Origin of the sequence: Pseudomonas sp. B7(2017) (assembly GCF_002112745.1) — a bacterium.
GTDB classification, from domain to species: domain Bacteria; phylum Pseudomonadota; class Gammaproteobacteria; order Pseudomonadales; family Pseudomonadaceae; genus Aquipseudomonas; species Aquipseudomonas ekonensis.
The window spans coordinates 11225-27621 of record NZ_NEIP01000019.1 but is presented as its reverse complement, the minus strand read 5'-3'; the positions used below and the strand labels follow the sequence as shown (position 1 = coordinate 27621).

13 protein-coding genes are annotated in these 16397 nt (G+C 66.2%); 4 read left to right on the top strand and 9 right to left on the bottom strand.

The window, feature by feature from the left end; genetic code table 11:
* Window positions 1–57: 57 nt before the first annotated feature.
* Window positions 58–462: a lysozyme inhibitor LprI family protein gene (locus CAG29_RS24700; protein ID WP_085695283.1), complete on the top strand. Its 405-nt coding sequence runs from the start codon at window positions 58–60 to the stop codon at window positions 460–462.
* A 170-nt stretch (window positions 463–632) separates the two neighbouring features.
* On the opposite strand, the gene peaD is transcribed toward CAG29_RS24700, so the two are convergent.
* From peaD to peaA, 4 genes are all read right to left on the bottom strand, one after another.
* Window positions 633–1751, bottom strand: coding sequence for a quinohemoprotein amine dehydrogenase subunit beta (gene peaD, locus CAG29_RS24695; protein WP_085584593.1), 1119 nt, complete (start codon window positions 1749–1751; stop codon window positions 633–635).
* A 23-nt stretch (window positions 1752–1774) separates the two neighbouring features.
* Window positions 1775–2098 carry a quinohemoprotein amine dehydrogenase subunit gamma gene (gene qhpC, locus CAG29_RS24690; RefSeq protein WP_033061173.1) on the bottom strand — a complete coding sequence of 108 codons (324 nt, stop codon included), beginning with the start codon at window positions 2096–2098 and terminating at the stop codon, window positions 1775–1777.
* 1 nt (window position 2099) lies between these two features.
* On the bottom strand, window positions 2100–3530 hold the full coding sequence (gene peaB, locus CAG29_RS24685; RefSeq protein WP_085630817.1) for a quinohemoprotein amine dehydrogenase maturation protein: 1431 nt from the start codon (window positions 3528–3530) through the stop codon (window positions 2100–2102).
* Between the two features lie 82 nt (window positions 3531–3612).
* Entirely contained in the window at window positions 3613–5193 is a 1581-nt protein-coding gene (gene peaA, locus CAG29_RS24680; RefSeq protein ID WP_085695282.1) for a quinohemoprotein amine dehydrogenase subunit alpha, read from the bottom strand.
* A 369-nt stretch (window positions 5194–5562) separates the two neighbouring features.
* On the opposite strand from peaA, the gene CAG29_RS24675 reads away from it, so the two are divergent.
* A complete protein-coding gene (locus CAG29_RS24675; RefSeq protein WP_085695281.1) occupies window positions 5563–7509 on the top strand; it encodes an amidohydrolase in 1947 nt (648 codons plus the stop codon).
* 155 nt (window positions 7510–7664) lie between these two features.
* Complete coding sequence (locus CAG29_RS24670) at window positions 7665–8021, top strand: hypothetical protein (RefSeq protein WP_085584601.1); 357 nt, start codon at window positions 7665–7667, stop codon at window positions 8019–8021.
* Between the two features lie 311 nt (window positions 8022–8332).
* On the opposite strand, the gene CAG29_RS24660 is transcribed toward CAG29_RS24670, so the two are convergent.
* The gene (locus CAG29_RS24660) at window positions 8333–8533 is read right to left on the bottom strand and encodes a hypothetical protein (protein WP_085584605.1); all 201 of its coding nucleotides are present in this window, start codon (window positions 8531–8533) and stop codon (window positions 8333–8335) included.
* 394 nt (window positions 8534–8927) lie between these two features.
* Between CAG29_RS24660 and CAG29_RS24655 the strand changes: the two genes are divergently transcribed.
* Complete coding sequence (locus CAG29_RS24655; protein WP_085584607.1) at window positions 8928–10418, top strand: aldehyde dehydrogenase; 1491 nt, start codon at window positions 8928–8930, stop codon at window positions 10416–10418.
* Between the two features lie 205 nt (window positions 10419–10623).
* Here CAG29_RS24655 and CAG29_RS24650 read toward each other — a convergent pair whose 3' ends face one another.
* The 4 genes from CAG29_RS24650 to CAG29_RS24635 are packed head-to-tail and all read right to left on the bottom strand — an operon-like array spanning window position 10624 to window position 16221.
* The gene (locus CAG29_RS24650) at window positions 10624–11922 is read right to left on the bottom strand and encodes an NAD(P)/FAD-dependent oxidoreductase (RefSeq protein WP_085695280.1); all 1299 of its coding nucleotides are present in this window, start codon (window positions 11920–11922) and stop codon (window positions 10624–10626) included.
* Window positions 11919–12596: a S8 family serine peptidase gene (locus CAG29_RS24645; RefSeq protein ID WP_085695279.1), complete on the bottom strand. Its 678-nt coding sequence runs from the start codon at window positions 12594–12596 to the stop codon at window positions 11919–11921. The genes CAG29_RS24650 and CAG29_RS24645 overlap by 4 nt, the downstream gene beginning before the upstream one ends.
* The gene (locus CAG29_RS24640; RefSeq protein ID WP_085695278.1) at window positions 12593–14317 is read right to left on the bottom strand and encodes an ABC transporter ATP-binding protein; all 1725 of its coding nucleotides are present in this window, start codon (window positions 14315–14317) and stop codon (window positions 12593–12595) included. The genes CAG29_RS24645 and CAG29_RS24640 overlap by 4 nt, the downstream gene beginning before the upstream one ends.
* Window positions 14317–16221 carry a sigma-54-dependent Fis family transcriptional regulator gene (locus CAG29_RS24635; protein WP_085695277.1) on the bottom strand — a complete coding sequence of 635 codons (1905 nt, stop codon included), beginning with the start codon at window positions 16219–16221 and terminating at the stop codon, window positions 14317–14319. The genes CAG29_RS24640 and CAG29_RS24635 overlap by 1 nt, the downstream gene beginning before the upstream one ends.
* Window positions 16222–16397 lie beyond the last annotated feature (176 nt).

Genomic DNA, 16397 nt, shown 5'->3' with positions numbered 1-16397 from the left:
TCGCACCCGATGCGACTAAACTTCACAGTCCCCTTAACGCAGACAACGAGAAAATCCATGTCACCACGCCTGCTCCTGGCCCTTGCGCCGCTGCTTTTCACCCCGCTCGCCCACGCGGCCGCCGATTGCGCCAACGCCAGCGACCAGTCGACCATGAACCAGTGCGCAGCGCAGGAAAACAAAGCGGCGGACAAGGAACTGAACGCGGTCTACCAGCAGATCACCGCGCGCCTGAAGGACAACCCCGACGGCAAGAAGCTGCTGGTGGGCGCCCAACGGGCGTGGATCGGCTTCCGCGATGCCGAATGCAAGTTCTCGGCGTCCGGGGTGACGGGCGGGAGCGTCTATCCGTTGATCTACAACAACTGCATCACCTCGGTGACCAAGGCGCGGACCGAGGCGCTCAAGCAGTACCTGAAATGCGAGGAAGGGGACCTGGGCTGCCCGGTGCCGGGCGCTTGATGCTCGTCTGGCCCTGATGGCCTCATCGTCGGATCGCCGCCCGGGGCAAGCCCGCTCGCACAAGGTCGGCGGCGCGAATGAAACAGCGGCCCCCACAGAGAATGCGTGAACACCTCGATTCCCTGTGGGAGCCCGCCTGCTGGCGATGGCGTCAGCGAAGACGCCGCCCCTTACCGGACAAACACCTGCGCCGTGGTGATCGCCATGTCCCCGCCCGGCAGCTTGATGCTGCCGGTCTGCTTCAGGGTCTCGGCATCGAAGATCGCCACGTCGTTGAAGGTGCCGGCCAGGTAGATCTTGCTGCCGTCCTTGTTGAACGAAATGCAGTAGTAGGAGTGATCCAGGTTCGCCGCCTGGATCAGCTTCTTCTGCTTGATGTCGTACTTGGCCAGGCGATTGAGCACGCCGAACATCAGGTTCGGATCCTTGGGCGAGCGCATGCCGCTGAAGTAGATCTCGGTCAACGGGCCGAAGTCCGTGGTTTCGGTCTTGCCGGTCTTCAGGTCGACGCTGAACAGGCCGTACAGGTAGTCGGCCGTGGCCGGATCCTGCTTCTTGTCCTTGAACTTCGCCGCCGTGTAGAGCAGCGAGAAATCATGCCGGTAGGTCTGCTGGTTCCACACATAGAGCACGTCCGGCGCACTGTAGTTGGGGCGTTTCCAATGGCGGCTGGGGATCAGCACGTCGAACTTGCCGGTCTTCACGTCGACCTTGTATACATCGGCCCCCGCCACATACAGCGTGCCGTCGTCGCCGCTCTGCATGATCGTCAGCTGCCGCGGCGCCGGGAAGCTGCGCACCGGCTTGGCGTTCATCCCGGCGTCGGTCGCGTACACGTCCAGGCGCGGCTGCTTGACCTCGTAGCGGTCGTTGAGCATCTGCGTCGGGTTGGCGATGGCGTACAGTTCCTTGCCGTCGTGGCTGACGGTGAAGGCGAACATCGAACGCGCCTTTTCCCCCGGCTGCTGGGTGATGCTGGCATGGAACACCTGTTTGCAGGTGTCCAGCGCCACGCCGTAGACATCGGCGTAATGGTTGTTCAGCACGTACGCGGTCTTGCGGTCCGGCGACAGCTGCACGGTGCCGGGGCCGAAGGCGTCGGGCATCTTGCAGGTCTTGAACAGGCTGTCGGTGGCCAGGTCGATGACGTGCAGGTTGTTGGGGTAGTTGGTGGTCAACATGTATTCGTGACCGTCTTGCAACGCCGTGTTCTCATCGGCCAGGGCGCTGAGCGAACAGGCGCTCAGGACGGCGAACGCGGCCAGGCCGCAGGCTTTGATGCTGTGCATGCTGGAATCCTTTGTCTGACCGATCATTTGTCTTTGGGGAAGACGGTGCCGAGGTTGCGCCAATTGTCGTTGGACGCCTGGGCATCCTTGTTCCAGTCCGGGTAGGTGCTCATCATGTCCGGCACCTGGGCCGGCCACCAGCACGGGTCGGAGCAGCCGTACAGGTCCGCCTCCATCGGCTGGCACAGCGACGACACCCCGCCGAACGCATCGATTTCCCAGCCCGGGTCCGTGGTCGAGGCGCAGCCGGCGACGGAACTCATCGCCACCACCTCTTCGATGCGGTTCTCGGCCGCGGCTTGATCGAGCTTCTGCGCTTTGTTGTTGATTGCCTTGAGATGTTTCATGTCAGTGAGCCTTGCGCGGAGTGATGTAGCGGCTGATGAACGCAGGGTTGACGGCCATGATCCGGGTGTAGACCTCGATGCCGAAGTCCACCCAGTCACGCATCAGTTCGCAGTAGTGATAGGTGGGGTGGGCCGGATCGCCGTAGCGGGCGTAGCTCTCGTGGTAGCAGCCGCCGGAGCAGAGGTTGCGGATCCGACAGTCGTGGCAACCGGTGCCGGTGCGGTCCAGGCGCTGGGACAGGAAGTCGTTCAGTTCCACCTGTTTCACGCCGCCGTGAACGTTGCCGAACGTCGGCAGCGACGAGCCGGTGAAGCGGTGGCACAGGTTCAACTCGCCCTTGTGGTCGACCGCCAGCATCTTCAGCCCGGCGCCGCACGGCAGCGCTTTCTTGTGGCCCTCATGGATGTCGGTGATCAACTGGTGCAGGTTGGAGAAGCCGATGTTGCGGTGCTCCAGCGCCGCCTCCAGGTAACGCCGGCCCAGCTTCTTCATGTTGGCGAACACCTCGACCAGCTCGGCGCCGGTGAGGTTGAAGCTGCTGATGTCGCCCGAGGTCACCGGCGCGAAACCGACCTCGGCAAAGCCCAGCTCGTTGAACAGGTGATCCCAGATGGTCTCGACGTCGGTGACACCGGTGGTCAGCGTCACCCGGGCGCCGACCGGGCGGCTGTCGTAGCGCGACAGCAGCATCTGCGCCTTGCGCCGCACCACGTCGTAGGTGCCCTGCCCGCCCACGGTGATGCGGTTGCGGTCGTGTACGGTCTTGGGCCCGTCGATGCTCACCGACAAGCCGAAGCGGTGGGCGTTGAGGTAGTCCACGGTCTCTTCGGTGAGCAGCGTGGCGTTGGTGGTCATGACGAATTCCACCGACTTGCCGGCCTCGCCGAAACGCCTTTCGCAGTAATCGACCATGTACTCGATGAGTTTGCGGTTGCTCAGCGGTTCGCCGCCGAAGAACACCACGGTGTACCGCTCTTCGTCCGGCGACTCGCGCAGCAGCATTTCCACCGAGGCGACGGCGGTCTCCACGTCCATCTTCTTGCCGGCGGACGGCTTGTCGAGGTCTTCCTTGTAGCAGTAGGTGCAGCTCAGGTTGCAGCCGGTATTGACGTTGAGCACCACGGTGTTGATGGCCGTGCGCTCGACCCGTTTGGCGGCGATGTCCGGGGTCAGCGGCGAGCCGTCGCTGACCAGCTCCAGCGAGATCAGCTCGCGCAGGGTCTCGTGGATCGCCTCGCCGTCGAACTGCGCGCCGAGGCGCCGGACCAGGTCTTCCGGGGAGCAGCCGGAACCGCGCAACGCATCGATGATGGTGCCGGTCAGTTCATCGCTGGCGAACAGCGAACTGCTGGGGATATGGAACAGCATGCGGTCGGCGTCGACGTGCACTTCGTGCAGGTTGCGTTCGACCAGATTCAAGATGGCGCCCATTGCAAACCTCCTGTGCAGGCCCCGCTTGGCGGGGCCGGCGGTCATTCCTAAAAGTGTCTGAAGCTCGTGCGTTCAGGCCGTCTCACGGAATGGGTGGATTGTTCCAGCGCTGCACGGTGACGATCAGGTGACCTTCGCCGGTCAGGGACTTGCCCGCATCGTCGACGGCGGCGATCACCTTGAGGTTGCCGGCATTGTTGGTGGACATCTTGCGCGCCGGGTTCGGCCCGGCATCGCCCGGTGTGAACACGCCCGCGTCGCCCTGCATGGTGCCGGCGAACTTGACGTCTTCGTCCTCCTTGGCGCGCTCGTCGAAGGCTTCGACTTTCCATTGCGCCGGGAACACACCGATGCGGTACGGCTTGCCGTCGGCGCCCTTGCCCCAGGCTTCCGCGTCGAAACGGCCTTGGACTTTCGGCGTCGAACCGCCGCCCTCGCCGATCCGCGCCACCGAAAACGCCGGCACCACCTTGACCGAGTCGACCGTGCCGTACACCGCCAGGCTCGGGCCTTTCAGGCCGCCGACGCTGACCGCCCGCAGGCCTGGCCGGGCATCGGCCGCCGCCTTGACCTTGACCTTGATCCGGTCGGCGCCCTGCTCAAGCACTGCAAGCACCTGCACACCCTTGCCGAAGTCCGGCTTGCCGTTCAGGCCGCTGCCGATCAGGGTCACTTCGGCCTCGCCGCCGGCCTTCACATACCCCGGCTGCACCGCCAGCAGACGCTGGGAGCCCTGTTTGGCGGCAACGAAATCCAGGCCCCGCTCATCGTGCTCGGCCTCGAACATCCGGCCTTGCATGGCCGAGCCCTGGGCGGCGAACACCTGGCGCAGGGTCACGCCGTCGACGGTGACATTGCCGCGCCATTCGTAGCCGCTGTAGAGGATGGCGCTGCCGTCGCCGTTGAACGGGCTGCCGTCGGCGTACTGACCTTTGACGCTGACCTTGAAGGTATCGCTGCCGTCGGCGGTGACGCTCATCACCCCGGCCAGTTCGCCCTTGCCCGGCAGGTGGCCGCTGAAGCTCCAGTCCCCCGCCAGCGCCGCAGCCTTGGGTGCGGTCTTGAGCCAGGCCTGCCACGCCGGATTGTCCAGCGCATAACGCTTGGCCAGCAGCGGCACCATCTCTTTGCGGGCGATGTCGAACCAGTCGCGGTCACGCGCCAGCGCCTGGTACTCCAGCGACGGCCATTGGCCCAGGTGGAAGTTCACCAGCCGCTCCCATTCCTGGGCCGGGCGCCGTTGCAGGGCCACGCGCGCGCCGGAGTGGCAGCGGCCGCACATCTGCGCGGTCTTTTCGTCGAACTGCTCGACGGTGTTGAGCCGCCGCTCCAGCGCATAGCGCACGCCGTCGGTTTCGCTGGGCGCCAGGCCCTGGGTGTCGGCCAGGTACTTGACCAGCGTGCGCCGGTCCTCGTCGCTGATCTGCAGGCCGTGCATGGTCTGCATGCGGGCGATGCTCATCAGCCAGCCTTCCGGGGTCTTGCGCTGGTGGCTGATGCGGCTCAGTTTGTCGCCGGTTTCGGGGGTGTGGCAGCCCTGGCAGGTTTCCCTGAGGATGGTCTGGGCGTCGCGGGCTGCCAGGCTGTGCGGCGAATGCAGGGCCACGCAAGCGGCCACGGCCAGCAGGCTGGCGCCCATGCCTGATCGGAGTCTTCTCTTCATCAACGTCGAACCTCGCACGGTGCTTTCTTATTGTTGTGGCTTGTCGTTCTTATGGTTTCGCCGTCGGCGGCGCTGCGCGGACGGAGGCAAGCGAAACGTCTGAGCTGAGCAATACACAGAGCGTGCCAGCTTGCGGACAGGCTTTGCGATCAAGCAGTTACGTGCACACCGCAGCGTCCGTACCCTGCCGGCGACGGGCCCGCGCGTCCCATTTCGCGACAGCTGTTGCAGTGTGAGACAAGCACAACGGCCACGTCTGCGGCGCCGCGACCGACGACTGACACCCCGATATCAAAGTGCCTGCTACGCTTGCTGTTCGCACAGCCAGTGCGTCACGCCTCACACCACCGAAAACCTGAGGAATGGATCATGGGATCACATGGAAAGGGTCACGGCTGCACCCATTGCGGCTGCGAAAACCCGGTATGGAACGCACTCAAGCACACCGTCGACCTCAAGGCCTTCGCCGGCAAGGCCGCCGGGCTGCTGCCGGAGCCCGGCAGCGAATCGCTGGTCTTCACCGGCGGCACCATCTACCCCTTGATTGACGGCAACATGACCCAACGGGTCGAAGCGCTGGGCATCCACGGCGGCGACGTGGTCGCCTCGGGCAGCCTGGCCGAGGTGGAGGCCCGCATGAAAGCCCGGGGCATCCGTTACCAGACCCGCTCGCTGGGCGGCAAGACCCTGCTGCCGGGCCTCATCGAACCGCACGCGCACATCGTGCAGTCCTGCGTCATGGAAGGCTGGGAGGATCTGGGGCCGATCGAGGAGAAAACCCAGAAGCTCAAAGATCCCTATGACTGGGCCTGGCTCAAGGCAAGGATCCAGGACAGGCTCGGCACAGCGGATTTCGCCGATCGATCGCGCTGGTTCCTGGGGCGCATGGTCGACCCCGCGCTGATGCCGTTCACCGAATCCGGGCAGCCGGGCGTGCTGAACACGCTCACCGCGTTCTACTGCAAGGCCGATTTCGCCAAGGACGCCGACACCACCGGCAACCTGGACAGCATCGTGTCCGACCGGCCGCTGCTGCTGATCAGCGCCTCCATGCACACCGTCTACCTCAACACCGCCGCCTGCGACGTGGTGTATCACCATCAGGACAAGGCCAGCCAGGCGCTGCGCGACACCTACAAGACCTTTGAGAATTTCCTGTCGGTGACCAAGGGCAACCTGCAGGAAGAGGCCGGCATCACGCCCGCCCTCCTGTCGATCCCGCTGGTGCAGGCGCTGGACGTGGTGAACATCTTCAAGTACATGAAGGACTACTTCCACACGGCGTCCAGCCGCGGCATCACGCTGCTGTATGACGCGATGGTGGACCCGACCTCCAAACTGATCCTGGAAGCCTACGGCCTGACCCACCCGCGCAACCTGCGCATCGGCTATGCGGCCTCCTGCAACGGCGTGGACTTCAGCCACATCCCACCGTACAAGCCGGTGACCAAGGAAGCCGCCCGGCACTTCTACCAAGGCTCGGTGAAACTGGTGTCGGATGGCTCCAACCAAGGGCTGACCGGTTATCAGGCCACACCGTACTGCTGCAAAACCGACCGGCCGGTGGGCAACTTCAACTTCTGCGACCCGGGCCCGGACAACACGACCCCGCAAGCTCTCCCCGACGCCTACCAGACCACCCTCAACAACGCCGTAGCCACCGGCTGGCCGCTGATGATCCACGCCAACGGCGACCGGGCCATCGAGTTCACGCTGCAGGCCTACAAGACCGCGCTGAAGGGCAAGAGCGGCCTGGACAAGCGTCACCGCATCGAACACTGCTCGCTGCTCACCCCGCGCACCCTGGATCAGTTGCAGAGCGTGGGCATTTCCCCAAGCTTCCTGATCGGCCACGTCGGCTACTGGGGCTACGCGTTCGAGAACGCCATTTTCGAAGACAAGGCCACGCGCATGCTCGACCTGTGCCAGGACGCCCTGGACCGGGGCCTGCGCATCTCGCTGCACAGCGACTGCACCGTCACGCCGCTGGGCCCGCTGCGCTCCATGGAACAGGCCGTCACCCGCAAAATGGAAGGCAAGCGTGAGAACGGCAAGTTCGTCACAGACGCCGCCCGCCAGCCGGTGCTCAACGAAGGCCAGTGCCTGACCCGGCAGCAGGCACTGAAAGCCATCACCTACGACGCGGCCTGGCAGTGCCATGCCGACCAGTGGGCCGGCTCGCTGAAGGACGGGCATTTCGCCGATTTCGTGATCTTGGACGACGATCCGCTCGACGAAAAAGTCCCGGCCAGCAAGATCCGTGAAATCACCGTGAGGGAAACCTGGAAGGGCGGACACAAAGTCTTCGCCCAATAACCGCCGCTGACGGCGCGGACGTCCGGCTGGCAGGCCGTACGTGCGCGCCCGATCAGCGGCAACCGGTCACAGGGCAGTTCATCGCCCGGCGATTGACGTACCCCCCGTCCCGGCGCGAAATGGTTGTTCACCCAGTGCTGACAGGGAGATGCGTCATGGCAAACATCACGGTCCTGGCGGGGGATTTTCTGCAAGGTGACGGCGTGTACCGGGACGGAAGCCTTACGCTCAGGACAACGTTGCACCCATGGCCGGGCCTTACCCTGCCGCTCTCATCGATCAAGACCCTCGAAGTCGCCAACGAGGAGTCGATCAGCAACTTCAAGGACGCCATCGGCTACGGCGTGGCCGGGGCCATGCTGCTGGGCCCCATCGGCGCCATCGCCGGGTTCATGCTCGCCGGCCACGAGACCGAAGTGACGTTCCTGGCGACCCTCAAGGACCGGCGCCGCCTGCTGATCGCCGCCGACAGCGACACCTACCAAGAGATCTCCCGCCAAGTCGCCTGCTGAATATTCCGCCAAGAGCCCTCTGGCACCTGATTGTCCTTCGTTGTGCCTGCCCGGAATCGGCCTTCACCCGTTCCGGGCGCGTTCGATCCTTACCAGGCGCTAGCGAACAGGCTTGTCTGGATGCACCTCGTACCGTGCGCCCGGCTCGCGACAGGCGAGCCCTTGCTCTGCCGGAACCGCCCCGCTTGCCTGCTTCCTGTCTCTTTGGCGCTGCCTCCGGTTGGCCGGTGGGGACATACGCAGATCCCTGTAGACCGCAAAGGCGATCAGCAAAAGAATGCCAAGCGACCACAAGGACAAGATCAGAACCGTCATAAATCCTCCTCAAGTACCGCGACCACATAGGACGCAACGATCACAAAGAAGCTGACGACAGCCATCGAGGCCCCCGTACGAACCTCTTCAGCCTCGACCACGTCGCCGATCAACAAAGCCGCGGCCCCCGTCACCATGAATCCCGTACCGATGCACAACAGCAGGTTGGTCATCCATCGAATGGTTTTGTTGTTCATCGACATCCTTGCCAGACATTCTCCCGCCAACTCCGTGGCAGGGTTCACCGCATGACGGCAATCGGGAATCCGCCCCCCATGCCGCCTGCGAAACGTTCATGGAGACGAAAGGTAGCGTCGGCCCCTTGAATCCACCAGCCGGATTCAACACTCGGACACACAATCGCGCCCTCGACCGATCATGCCCAGCGGGTTCCGGCCCAGCCTGAACGGCGGCGCCCCGTATCCGGCATCTCACCGACTGTCGCGTTTTGCGACAAATCCCCTCCTTCTAGCCCGTCCTGCTCCGCGCCAGCGCACAGCCACGCCCGCTTTCAGCCCTTGGCACGGCCATTGCGACGGCTATTGCGAAAGCCCCCCTCCCGATCCCATCGAACAACAAGAGGTTCTCGCCATGCCCCTGCCGTATCTGCTTCCCGCCACCTCGGCCTTCATCCAGCGTCCGCCGCGCATGCTGATTGGCGGCGACTGGACCGAAGCCGCCGACGGCCAGACCATGCCCCTGCACAACCCGGCCACCGGCGAGGTGCTGTGCGTGGTGCCCCGGGCCACGCCGGAAGACGTCGACCGTGCCGTGCTGGCCGCCCGGCAGGCCTTTGACGATTCGGCCTGGAGCCGCACCCGCCCCCGGGAGCGGCAGAACCTTTTGTGGAAACTCGCCGACCTGATGCAGCGCGACGCCGAACTGCTGGCCCAGCTGGAATGCCTGAACAACGGCAAGAGCGCGGCGGTCGCGCAGGTGATGGATGTGCAGTTGGCCATCGACTTCCTGCGCTACATGGCCGGTTGGGCGACCAAGATCGAAGGCACCAGCGTCGACGTGTCGCTGCCGTTGATGCCCGGCGACCAGTTCCACAGCTTCATCCGCCGCGAAGCGGTGGGCGTGGTCGGCGCCATCGTCGCCTGGAACTTCCCGCTGCTGCTGGCCTGCTGGAAACTCGGCCCGGCCCTGGCCACCGGCTGCACCGTGGTGCTCAAACCCGCCGACGAAACCCCGCTGACCGCCCTGAAACTGGCGGAGCTGGTGATGGAGGCCGGATACCCGGAAGGCGTGTTCAACGTGGTCACCGGCACCGGCATCACCGCAGGCGCAGCCCTGACCCACAACCCACTGGTGGACAAGCTGACCTTCACCGGCTCCACCGCCGTGGGCAAGCAGATCGGCAAGATCGCCATGGACTCGATGACCCGCGTCACCCTGGAGCTGGGCGGCAAGTCGCCGACCATCGTCATGGCCGACGCCGACCTCAAGACCGCAGCCGCCGGCGCAGCCAGCGCGATCTTCTTCAACCAGGGCCAGGTCTGCTGCGCAGGGTCGCGCCTGTATGTGCAGCGCAAGCATTTCGACAACGTGGTGGCCGACATCAGCGACATCGCCAACGCCATGAAACTGGGCAACGGCCTCGACCCGAGCGTGGAGATGGGCCCGCTGATTTCCGCCCGCCAGCAGGAGCGGGTCTACCGCTACATCGAAACCGGCCGGGACAGCGGCGCGACCATCGCCTGCGGCGGCGAGCAGTTCGGGCCGGGGTTCTTCGTCAAGCCGACGGTGATCGTCGACGTCGATCAGAAGCACCCGCTGGTGCAGGAGGAAATCTTCGGCCCGGTGCTGGTGGCGATACCGTTCGATGACGAAGCCGACGCACTGCGCATGGCCAACGACAGCCCCTACGGCCTGGGCGCCAGCATCTGGTCGAACGACTTGGCGGCGGTGCACCGGATGATTCCGCGGATCAAGTCAGGTTCGGTGTGGGTCAACTGCCACAGCGCGCTGGATCCGGCGCTGCCGTTCGGCGGCTACAAGATGTCCGGGGTCGGGCGGGAAATGGGCTACGCGGCGATCGAGCATTACACCGAGCTGAAGTCGGTGTTGATCAAGCTGTAAGGCTTTCGGTGCCTTCAAGGGCCTCTTCGTCGGTGCGCAGCTGCCAGCGATGGCGGCCTGTCCGGCACATCGGAGCTGGATGCGCCGCCTTCGCGGGCAAGCCCGCTCCCACAGGTTTCAGCTGTGATCTCGGACTCTGCATTCACCTGAAATCCCTGTGGGAGCGGGCTTGCCCGCGAAGAGGCCCGGCCTGCCGACACACGGCTCAAGGCTTGAACCCTTGGGCCAGCAGCCAGCCGCGCACCGCCCGCCCCTGCTCCGCCGTCAAGTCGGCCAGCACCTGCTGCGCCGGCTCGGTGCGCAGCCGTCGCATCAGCGGCGCCACTTCGACGCCGTGCACATGCCAGATCCCCAACGGCTGATCCGGCGTGACCACCACCTCGGCCTCATCGACAAACCCGTCGCGCAACACCGGCATCCGCTCGATCCGCAGCGCGGTGAAGTCCGCCGCCGCGTGAGCCTCCTCAGCATCCGGCCACTGCTGCCGCGCCTGCCAGAACGGCCGGTCCGCCCAGCGTCGCTCATCGGCATAGAAATCCCGGCCGATGCGCGCGAAGCGCAGGAACAACTGCTCCACCCGCTGCCGGTGAAAGCGCTGCGCCAGCGCCGCCCGTTCCGGCTTGCGCAGCAGCGTGTTGATCACCGCCGGTGCCTGCAAGGCCGACGACAGCGACTGGAAAATCCCGTTGCCGGACAACGGATCCACCGCCATCGCCGCATCGCCGACGCGGATCCAACGCTCGCCGCACACCTGCGGCGCCAGGATCGCCGTGCTGCTGCGGGCATGCAGCTGCAGGTCGGTCTCGGCGTCGTCAGCGAAGAACATCCGCGCCAGCGGCGATGACCTGCGCCGCTCCCGGCAGTGCTCCAGCAATTGCGCCTTGGCCGGCAATTGCGCGCTGTTCACGTCCACCGTCCACTGCCAATAACACTGGCCGTCGGCCCGGCGCGCCATCCAGGCCCAACCGTCCTCCAGGCTTTCCACGGCGCTGGCGGTCACGCCCGGCGCCCCTTGCCAGCGATTGAGCAGGCTGACCGTCTCCGGCCCGCGCACGCCCTTGCCGGACGCCGGCGCCTGGCGTCCGCGGGCCTCCACCAGAAAATCCGCCGCCAGCGCCTGACCGCCGTCCAGTTCGACCCGCTGGCCATCCGCCGAAGACTGCACGCTCAGCACCCGACCTTCGACCACCTCGACACCGGCCAGGCGCAAGTCTTCGCGCAACCCCCGGTCGAAGGCCGGGCGATCCAACAGCCATTCGATGTTCTGTGCATGCCGCTGACCGTTCCAGATCACCTGTCGTTGCGACGGCAACGTCGCCTCCGCCAGCGCCCGATTCAGGCCCGCGCCGCGCAAGGCCTCCAGCACCCGCTGCGACACGCCTTCCAGCGCCGCGAAGCGCCGCCATTCGCTGACCAGCGTCACCGCGAGGCCCAAGCGCCGCAGCCCCAGCGCCACCGCCGCACCGGCCGGCCCCGCACCGAGAATCACGATCCGTGCGGTCATGGGCCGAGCCGCCGCTCAGGGCCGCGATAGCAGGCGTTGGCCCGCAGCCAATCAAGCACCTGGCCGTTGCTCGCCTCGGGATGGGCCGACAGGAAGGCGCCGATGTGCCCGCTCAACGCCGCACACCCGAGGCTGGCGCCGGACTGCCCCGGATGCGTGCCGTGCACGCACGCGGCGAAATCCGCCTGCGCGCTGTCGAGCCACGACCATTGTCCGTCCGTGCAGCGGGCGTCGCCGGTCACCCGCAGCACCTGCGGATAGCTGGCCGGGAATACCGCCGCGCCCTGGGCCGGACTCGACGCGCACACCAGCACCCCACGCGCCACCGCCGCCGCACAGGCTTCACGCAACAGGCTGCGGTCCTGGCGCAGGCCGAGGCTCAGGTTGATCAGACGCACGTCCTGCGCCACCAGCCAGTCGATCGCTGCGACAATCTGCAAGGCGCTGGTGACGCCACGCCGGTCGAACACTTGCGCCACGCACATCCGCGCTTCCGGAGCGCGGCGGCTGATGGCGTCGAACACGGCGGTGCCGTGGCCCAGGGGATCACCCTGCAGCGCCGATTGCGTCAGCCCCTCGTCCGCCAGCACAAAACGCTGCCCGACCAGCACCCGGTCCTGCTGCGGCGCCGAATGCCCGCTGTCCACCACACCGATCCGCAACTCAGGCATCATGCCGCACCGTTCTCAAGGCAGGTCTTGCACACCAGGACGCCGTCGGTCAGCTCGAAGCGCAGGTCGGCATCCGCCAGCGTCGAAGGCCGATGGCTGATCAGGATCCGCGTACGGCCGGCAAACAGGCGGTCGATGGCCTCGATCACCTCGCGCTCGGTGGCTTCATCCACCGCCGAGGTGGCCTCGTCGAGCACCAGGATCTGTGGATCCTGCAACAGTGCCCGGGCGATGGCGATCCGTTGTTTCTGGCCGCCGGACAATTGCTGGCCGCGCTCGCCCAACGGGCTGTCGAGGCCTTCGGGCAACGTGTCCACCAGGCTGTCGAGCTGCGCCAGCCGCGCCACCTCGGCCACCGCCTCGCGGCCGGCATCCGGCACTGCGTAGGCCAGGTTGTCCGCCAGGCTGCCGCGAAACAGCACAATGTCCTGACTGACCACGGCGATGCGCCGACGCAACGCGAACAGGTCCAGTTCACGCAGATCCACCCCACCGAGCAGCACCCGCCCGGACTGCGGATCGTGGTGGCGCTGCAACAGATCGATCAGCGTGGATTTGCCGACACCGGACGCGCCGCTCAAGGCCACCTTCACCCCGGCAGGAATCGTCGCCTCGATCCCGCGCAAAGTGCCCGTCCGCCCAGGGTGGCTGAAGTGCACCTGCTCGAAGCGCAGTTCGCCCGAGGCCGGCAGCGGTTGCGGCGCGTCCGGCGAACGCACGGTCGGCGCTTCGCCGCGCAGCTCCATGACCCGGCCGAGGCTGACGGTCATGCGCTGAATCGCCACGTACAGCCCCAGCAGGCTCTGCACCGGCCCGACGGCCATGCCCAGATAGGTGGAAAACGCGATCAGCGCGCCCAATTGCCAGGTGCCCTGCACCACCCAATAGCCGCCGATCAGGAACGCGCAGGCCCGGGACAGCGAGGTCAGCGTCCCCGGCACCGCTTGGGTGAAGAACTCCGTGACCTGCAGGCGCAGCAGCTGATCCATGTAGCCCTGCCCCAGGGTTTCCAGGCGCCGCGCCTCGCGTTGCTGCTGGCCGGCGGACTGGATGAACTTCATCACCGGCAAGGTCTCGACCATGAACGACGACATGTCCGCCGAACGCTCGCGCAAATGCCGCACATCGCGCTCGACCTTGCGCCGCATCCAGCGCAGCCACACGACGTCGAGCGGAATCAGCACCAGCGCCAGCAGCGAGAGCTTCCACGACAGCGTCAGCAGCATGGCAATGGCCGCCACCAGCCCGATCACGCTCGACACCGCCGAGAACAGCGAGTCCACGGCAAAGCGCTGGATCTCCGCGACGTCGCCGTCCAGCCGCGACATCAGGTCGCCGATGCGCCGCTGGCCGTAGAAGCCCGGCGACAGGGTCTGCAAATGCCGGTAGAGGTCGTCGCGCAGGGCGAACAGGATCCGCCCGGACAACCGCGTGTGCAGGTAGCGGTTGATCCCCGACAGCGCCGTGCCGAGCAGCCCGGCGACGATCATCAGCACCGCGATCAGCACCAGCACCGGGAAGTCGCGCGCCAGCAGGCCGTCGTCGATCAGCAGCTTGACCAGCCACGGCTGCACCAGCACCAGCAGCGACGCGCACACCGACAGGGCCAGCAGGCCGGCAATCGCCCAGCGCTGCGGCCGCACGAAACCGTACAGCCAGCGCAGCGCCGCCTGCAGTGCGGCAGGGTTCCGGCTGTCGATCAGGCGCACGATCAGGCGCTGCATCACGGGCGCAACTGCTTGAGTTTGCGGTACAGGGTCGCGCGGCTGATGCCCAGGGCGTCGGCGGCGGCCGAGACATTGCCCTGATGGGTGTCGAGGGATTGGCGGATCAGGTCCAGCTCATTCTCGCGCAGGCTGCCGGCCTGGGGCTTGTCGATGTCCGTCAGTTCGTCCAGCAGGCTGTCGGGCAGATGATCGAGGGTCAGCACGGTCTCGCCCGGTTCGCGCATGGCCAAAGCGGTGCGCAACACCATTTCCAGTTGGCGGATGTTGCCGGGCCAGTGATAGGCGGCGAACAGCCGGGCCAGCTTATCGTGCAGCACCGCGTGCGGCGCATCGAGCTTGCCCAGCAGGCGGGCGACCAGCGCGCTGAAATCATCGCGCTCGCGCAGGGCCGGCAGCTTCACGCTGATGCCGTTGACCCGGTAGAACAGGTCTTCGCGAAACTGCTTGTCCTCGACCTGGCGCTTGAGGTCACGGTGGGTGGCGCAGATCAGCGCCACGTCGATGTCCTGTTCTTCTCCGGCGCCGAGCGGCGCCACCTTGCGGTCCTGCAGCACCCTCAGCAGCCGCGCCTGCAAGGCCAGCGGCATGTCGCCGATCTCGTCGAGGAACAGCGTGCCGCCGTGGGCCTGCTGCAGGCGCCCGACCATGCCGCCCCGGCGCGAACCGGTGAACGCGCCTTCGCGGTAGCCGAACAGTTCCGATTCGATCAGCCCCTCGGGGATGGCCGCGCAATTGACCGCGACGAACGGCTTGTCGCAACGGCTGCCGGCCATGTGCAGGGCACGGGCGACCACTTCTTTGCCGGTGCCGGTTTCGCCCAGCAACAGCACCGGCAATTCATTGGCCAGGCCTTGGCGGGCCATGCGCAGGGCGCGGGCGTAGCGGGCGTTGCCGCCGGACAGGGCGTCCAGGTCCGGTTGCGGCTTGGCGGCTTTCGCCACGCTGCGCGGCGGGCCGCCGAGGTTGACCGAACGGGCCGGGGCACGCAGGGTTCTGTAGAAGAATTCGCCCTTGGCGGTCTGCACGCTGCCGACCCCGCCCTGTTGCAGGCGGCTCAGCAGTTGCACGCCATCGACGCCGAGAAACTCTTCGCAGCGCCGCCCCACCAGCGCCCCGCGCTCGGCCCCCAGCAATTGGCAGGCCTGGGCGCTGACCGCCAGGATCTGCCCGCCGAGACTGACCGCCAGCAACCCTTGCCACGGCGATTCGAGGTACTGCCGACGGCTGTGGAACGCCAGCACGATCTGATCGGGAAAGCTGTTGCGGAACACCCGGCTCTCGATCTGGCTGACCGCCAGGCTCAGCAGCGCGGTGCTGTCGTGCACGCGGCCGAGCGGGCCTTCGCGGGTCAGGTCGAGGACGCCGAGGATGTCGCCTTGAGGACAGCGGATCGGCACCGAGGTGCAGGAGAAATCGGTGAGGCGGTCCAGGTAATGCTCGCCGCAGTCGATCAGGGTCGGCCGGGCCTCCACCAGCGCCGTGCCCAGAGCATTGGTGCCGCGCGCCGCTTCGCTCCAGCAGGCGCCGAGGGTGATGTCCTGCAGGCCGCTGCCCTTGAGCCGGTCGGCGCGCCCTTCGACCGCCAGGATGGTGGCGTCGGCGTTGGCGAGGATGATCAGGCCTTCCTTGCCTTGGCGCTCGGCCAGGTAGTCGATGGCCGGCGTCGCGGCGTCGATCAGCAAACGGTTGCCCGCCAGCAGCACCTCCAGGCTCGCGCCGGAGGCCAGCGCCAGCTCATGCTTGGCGTTGAAGTGCACGCCGTGGCTCAGGCTGCGCCGCCACGAGGCGTCGATCTCGGCACGCAGCACGCCGTCGGGGACTTGCCCCTCCAAGTGCAGGCGTTCCCGGGCCAGGCGGGCTTCGGGGTGGGGCTTGGGGCCGGTGTTTTTTATTAGAGTCATCAAGCGCTCCGGAGCGGTCCGCTTTGCGCTTTTTCAAGCGTCCTGACGCCAATGTTTACGTTAACGTCAGGACGATGGCAATAGCCTTATGGCGCCTGGGTTGCGGCATTGAATGAACACTCCGGGTTTAACCCAAGTCCGCAGAGAGAGCAGGTGGTTTGTCCTGTGGCGTCCTC

What these genes read in the sequence shown, in the direction of transcription:
- peaB (WP_085630817.1), bottom strand. Translation starts at nt 3,530, where the DNA reads ATGGGCGCCATCTTGAATCTGGTCGAACGCAACCTGCACGAAGTGCAC.
- CAG29_RS24655 (WP_085584607.1), top strand. Translation starts at nt 8,928, where the DNA reads ATGCCCCTGCCGTATCTGCTTCCCGCCACCTCGGCCTTCATCCAGCGT.
- CAG29_RS24645 (WP_085695279.1), bottom strand. Translation starts at nt 12,596, where the DNA reads ATGATGCCTGAGTTGCGGATCGGTGTGGTGGACAGCGGGCATTCGGCG.
- CAG29_RS24640 (WP_085695278.1), bottom strand. Translation starts at nt 14,317, where the DNA reads ATGCAGCGCCTGATCGTGCGCCTGATCGACAGCCGGAACCCTGCCGCA.
- CAG29_RS24700 (WP_085695283.1), top strand. Translation starts at nt 58, where the DNA reads ATGTCACCACGCCTGCTCCTGGCCCTTGCGCCGCTGCTTTTCACCCCG.
- peaD (WP_085584593.1), bottom strand. Translation starts at nt 1,751, where the DNA reads ATGCACAGCATCAAAGCCTGCGGCCTGGCCGCGTTCGCCGTCCTGAGC.
- peaA (WP_085695282.1), bottom strand. Translation starts at nt 5,193, where the DNA reads ATGAAGAGAAGACTCCGATCAGGCATGGGCGCCAGCCTGCTGGCCGTG.
- CAG29_RS24660 (WP_085584605.1), bottom strand. Translation starts at nt 8,533, where the DNA reads ATGAACAACAAAACCATTCGATGGATGACCAACCTGCTGTTGTGCATC.
- qhpC (WP_033061173.1), bottom strand. Translation starts at nt 2,098, where the DNA reads ATGAAACATCTCAAGGCAATCAACAACAAAGCGCAGAAGCTCGATCAA.
- CAG29_RS24675 (WP_085695281.1), top strand. Translation starts at nt 5,563, where the DNA reads ATGGGATCACATGGAAAGGGTCACGGCTGCACCCATTGCGGCTGCGAA.
- CAG29_RS24635 (WP_085695277.1), bottom strand. Translation starts at nt 16,221, where the DNA reads ATGACTCTAATAAAAAACACCGGCCCCAAGCCCCACCCCGAAGCCCGC.
- CAG29_RS24670 (WP_085584601.1), top strand. Translation starts at nt 7,665, where the DNA reads ATGGCAAACATCACGGTCCTGGCGGGGGATTTTCTGCAAGGTGACGGC.
- CAG29_RS24650 (WP_085695280.1), bottom strand. Translation starts at nt 11,922, where the DNA reads ATGACCGCACGGATCGTGATTCTCGGTGCGGGGCCGGCCGGTGCGGCG.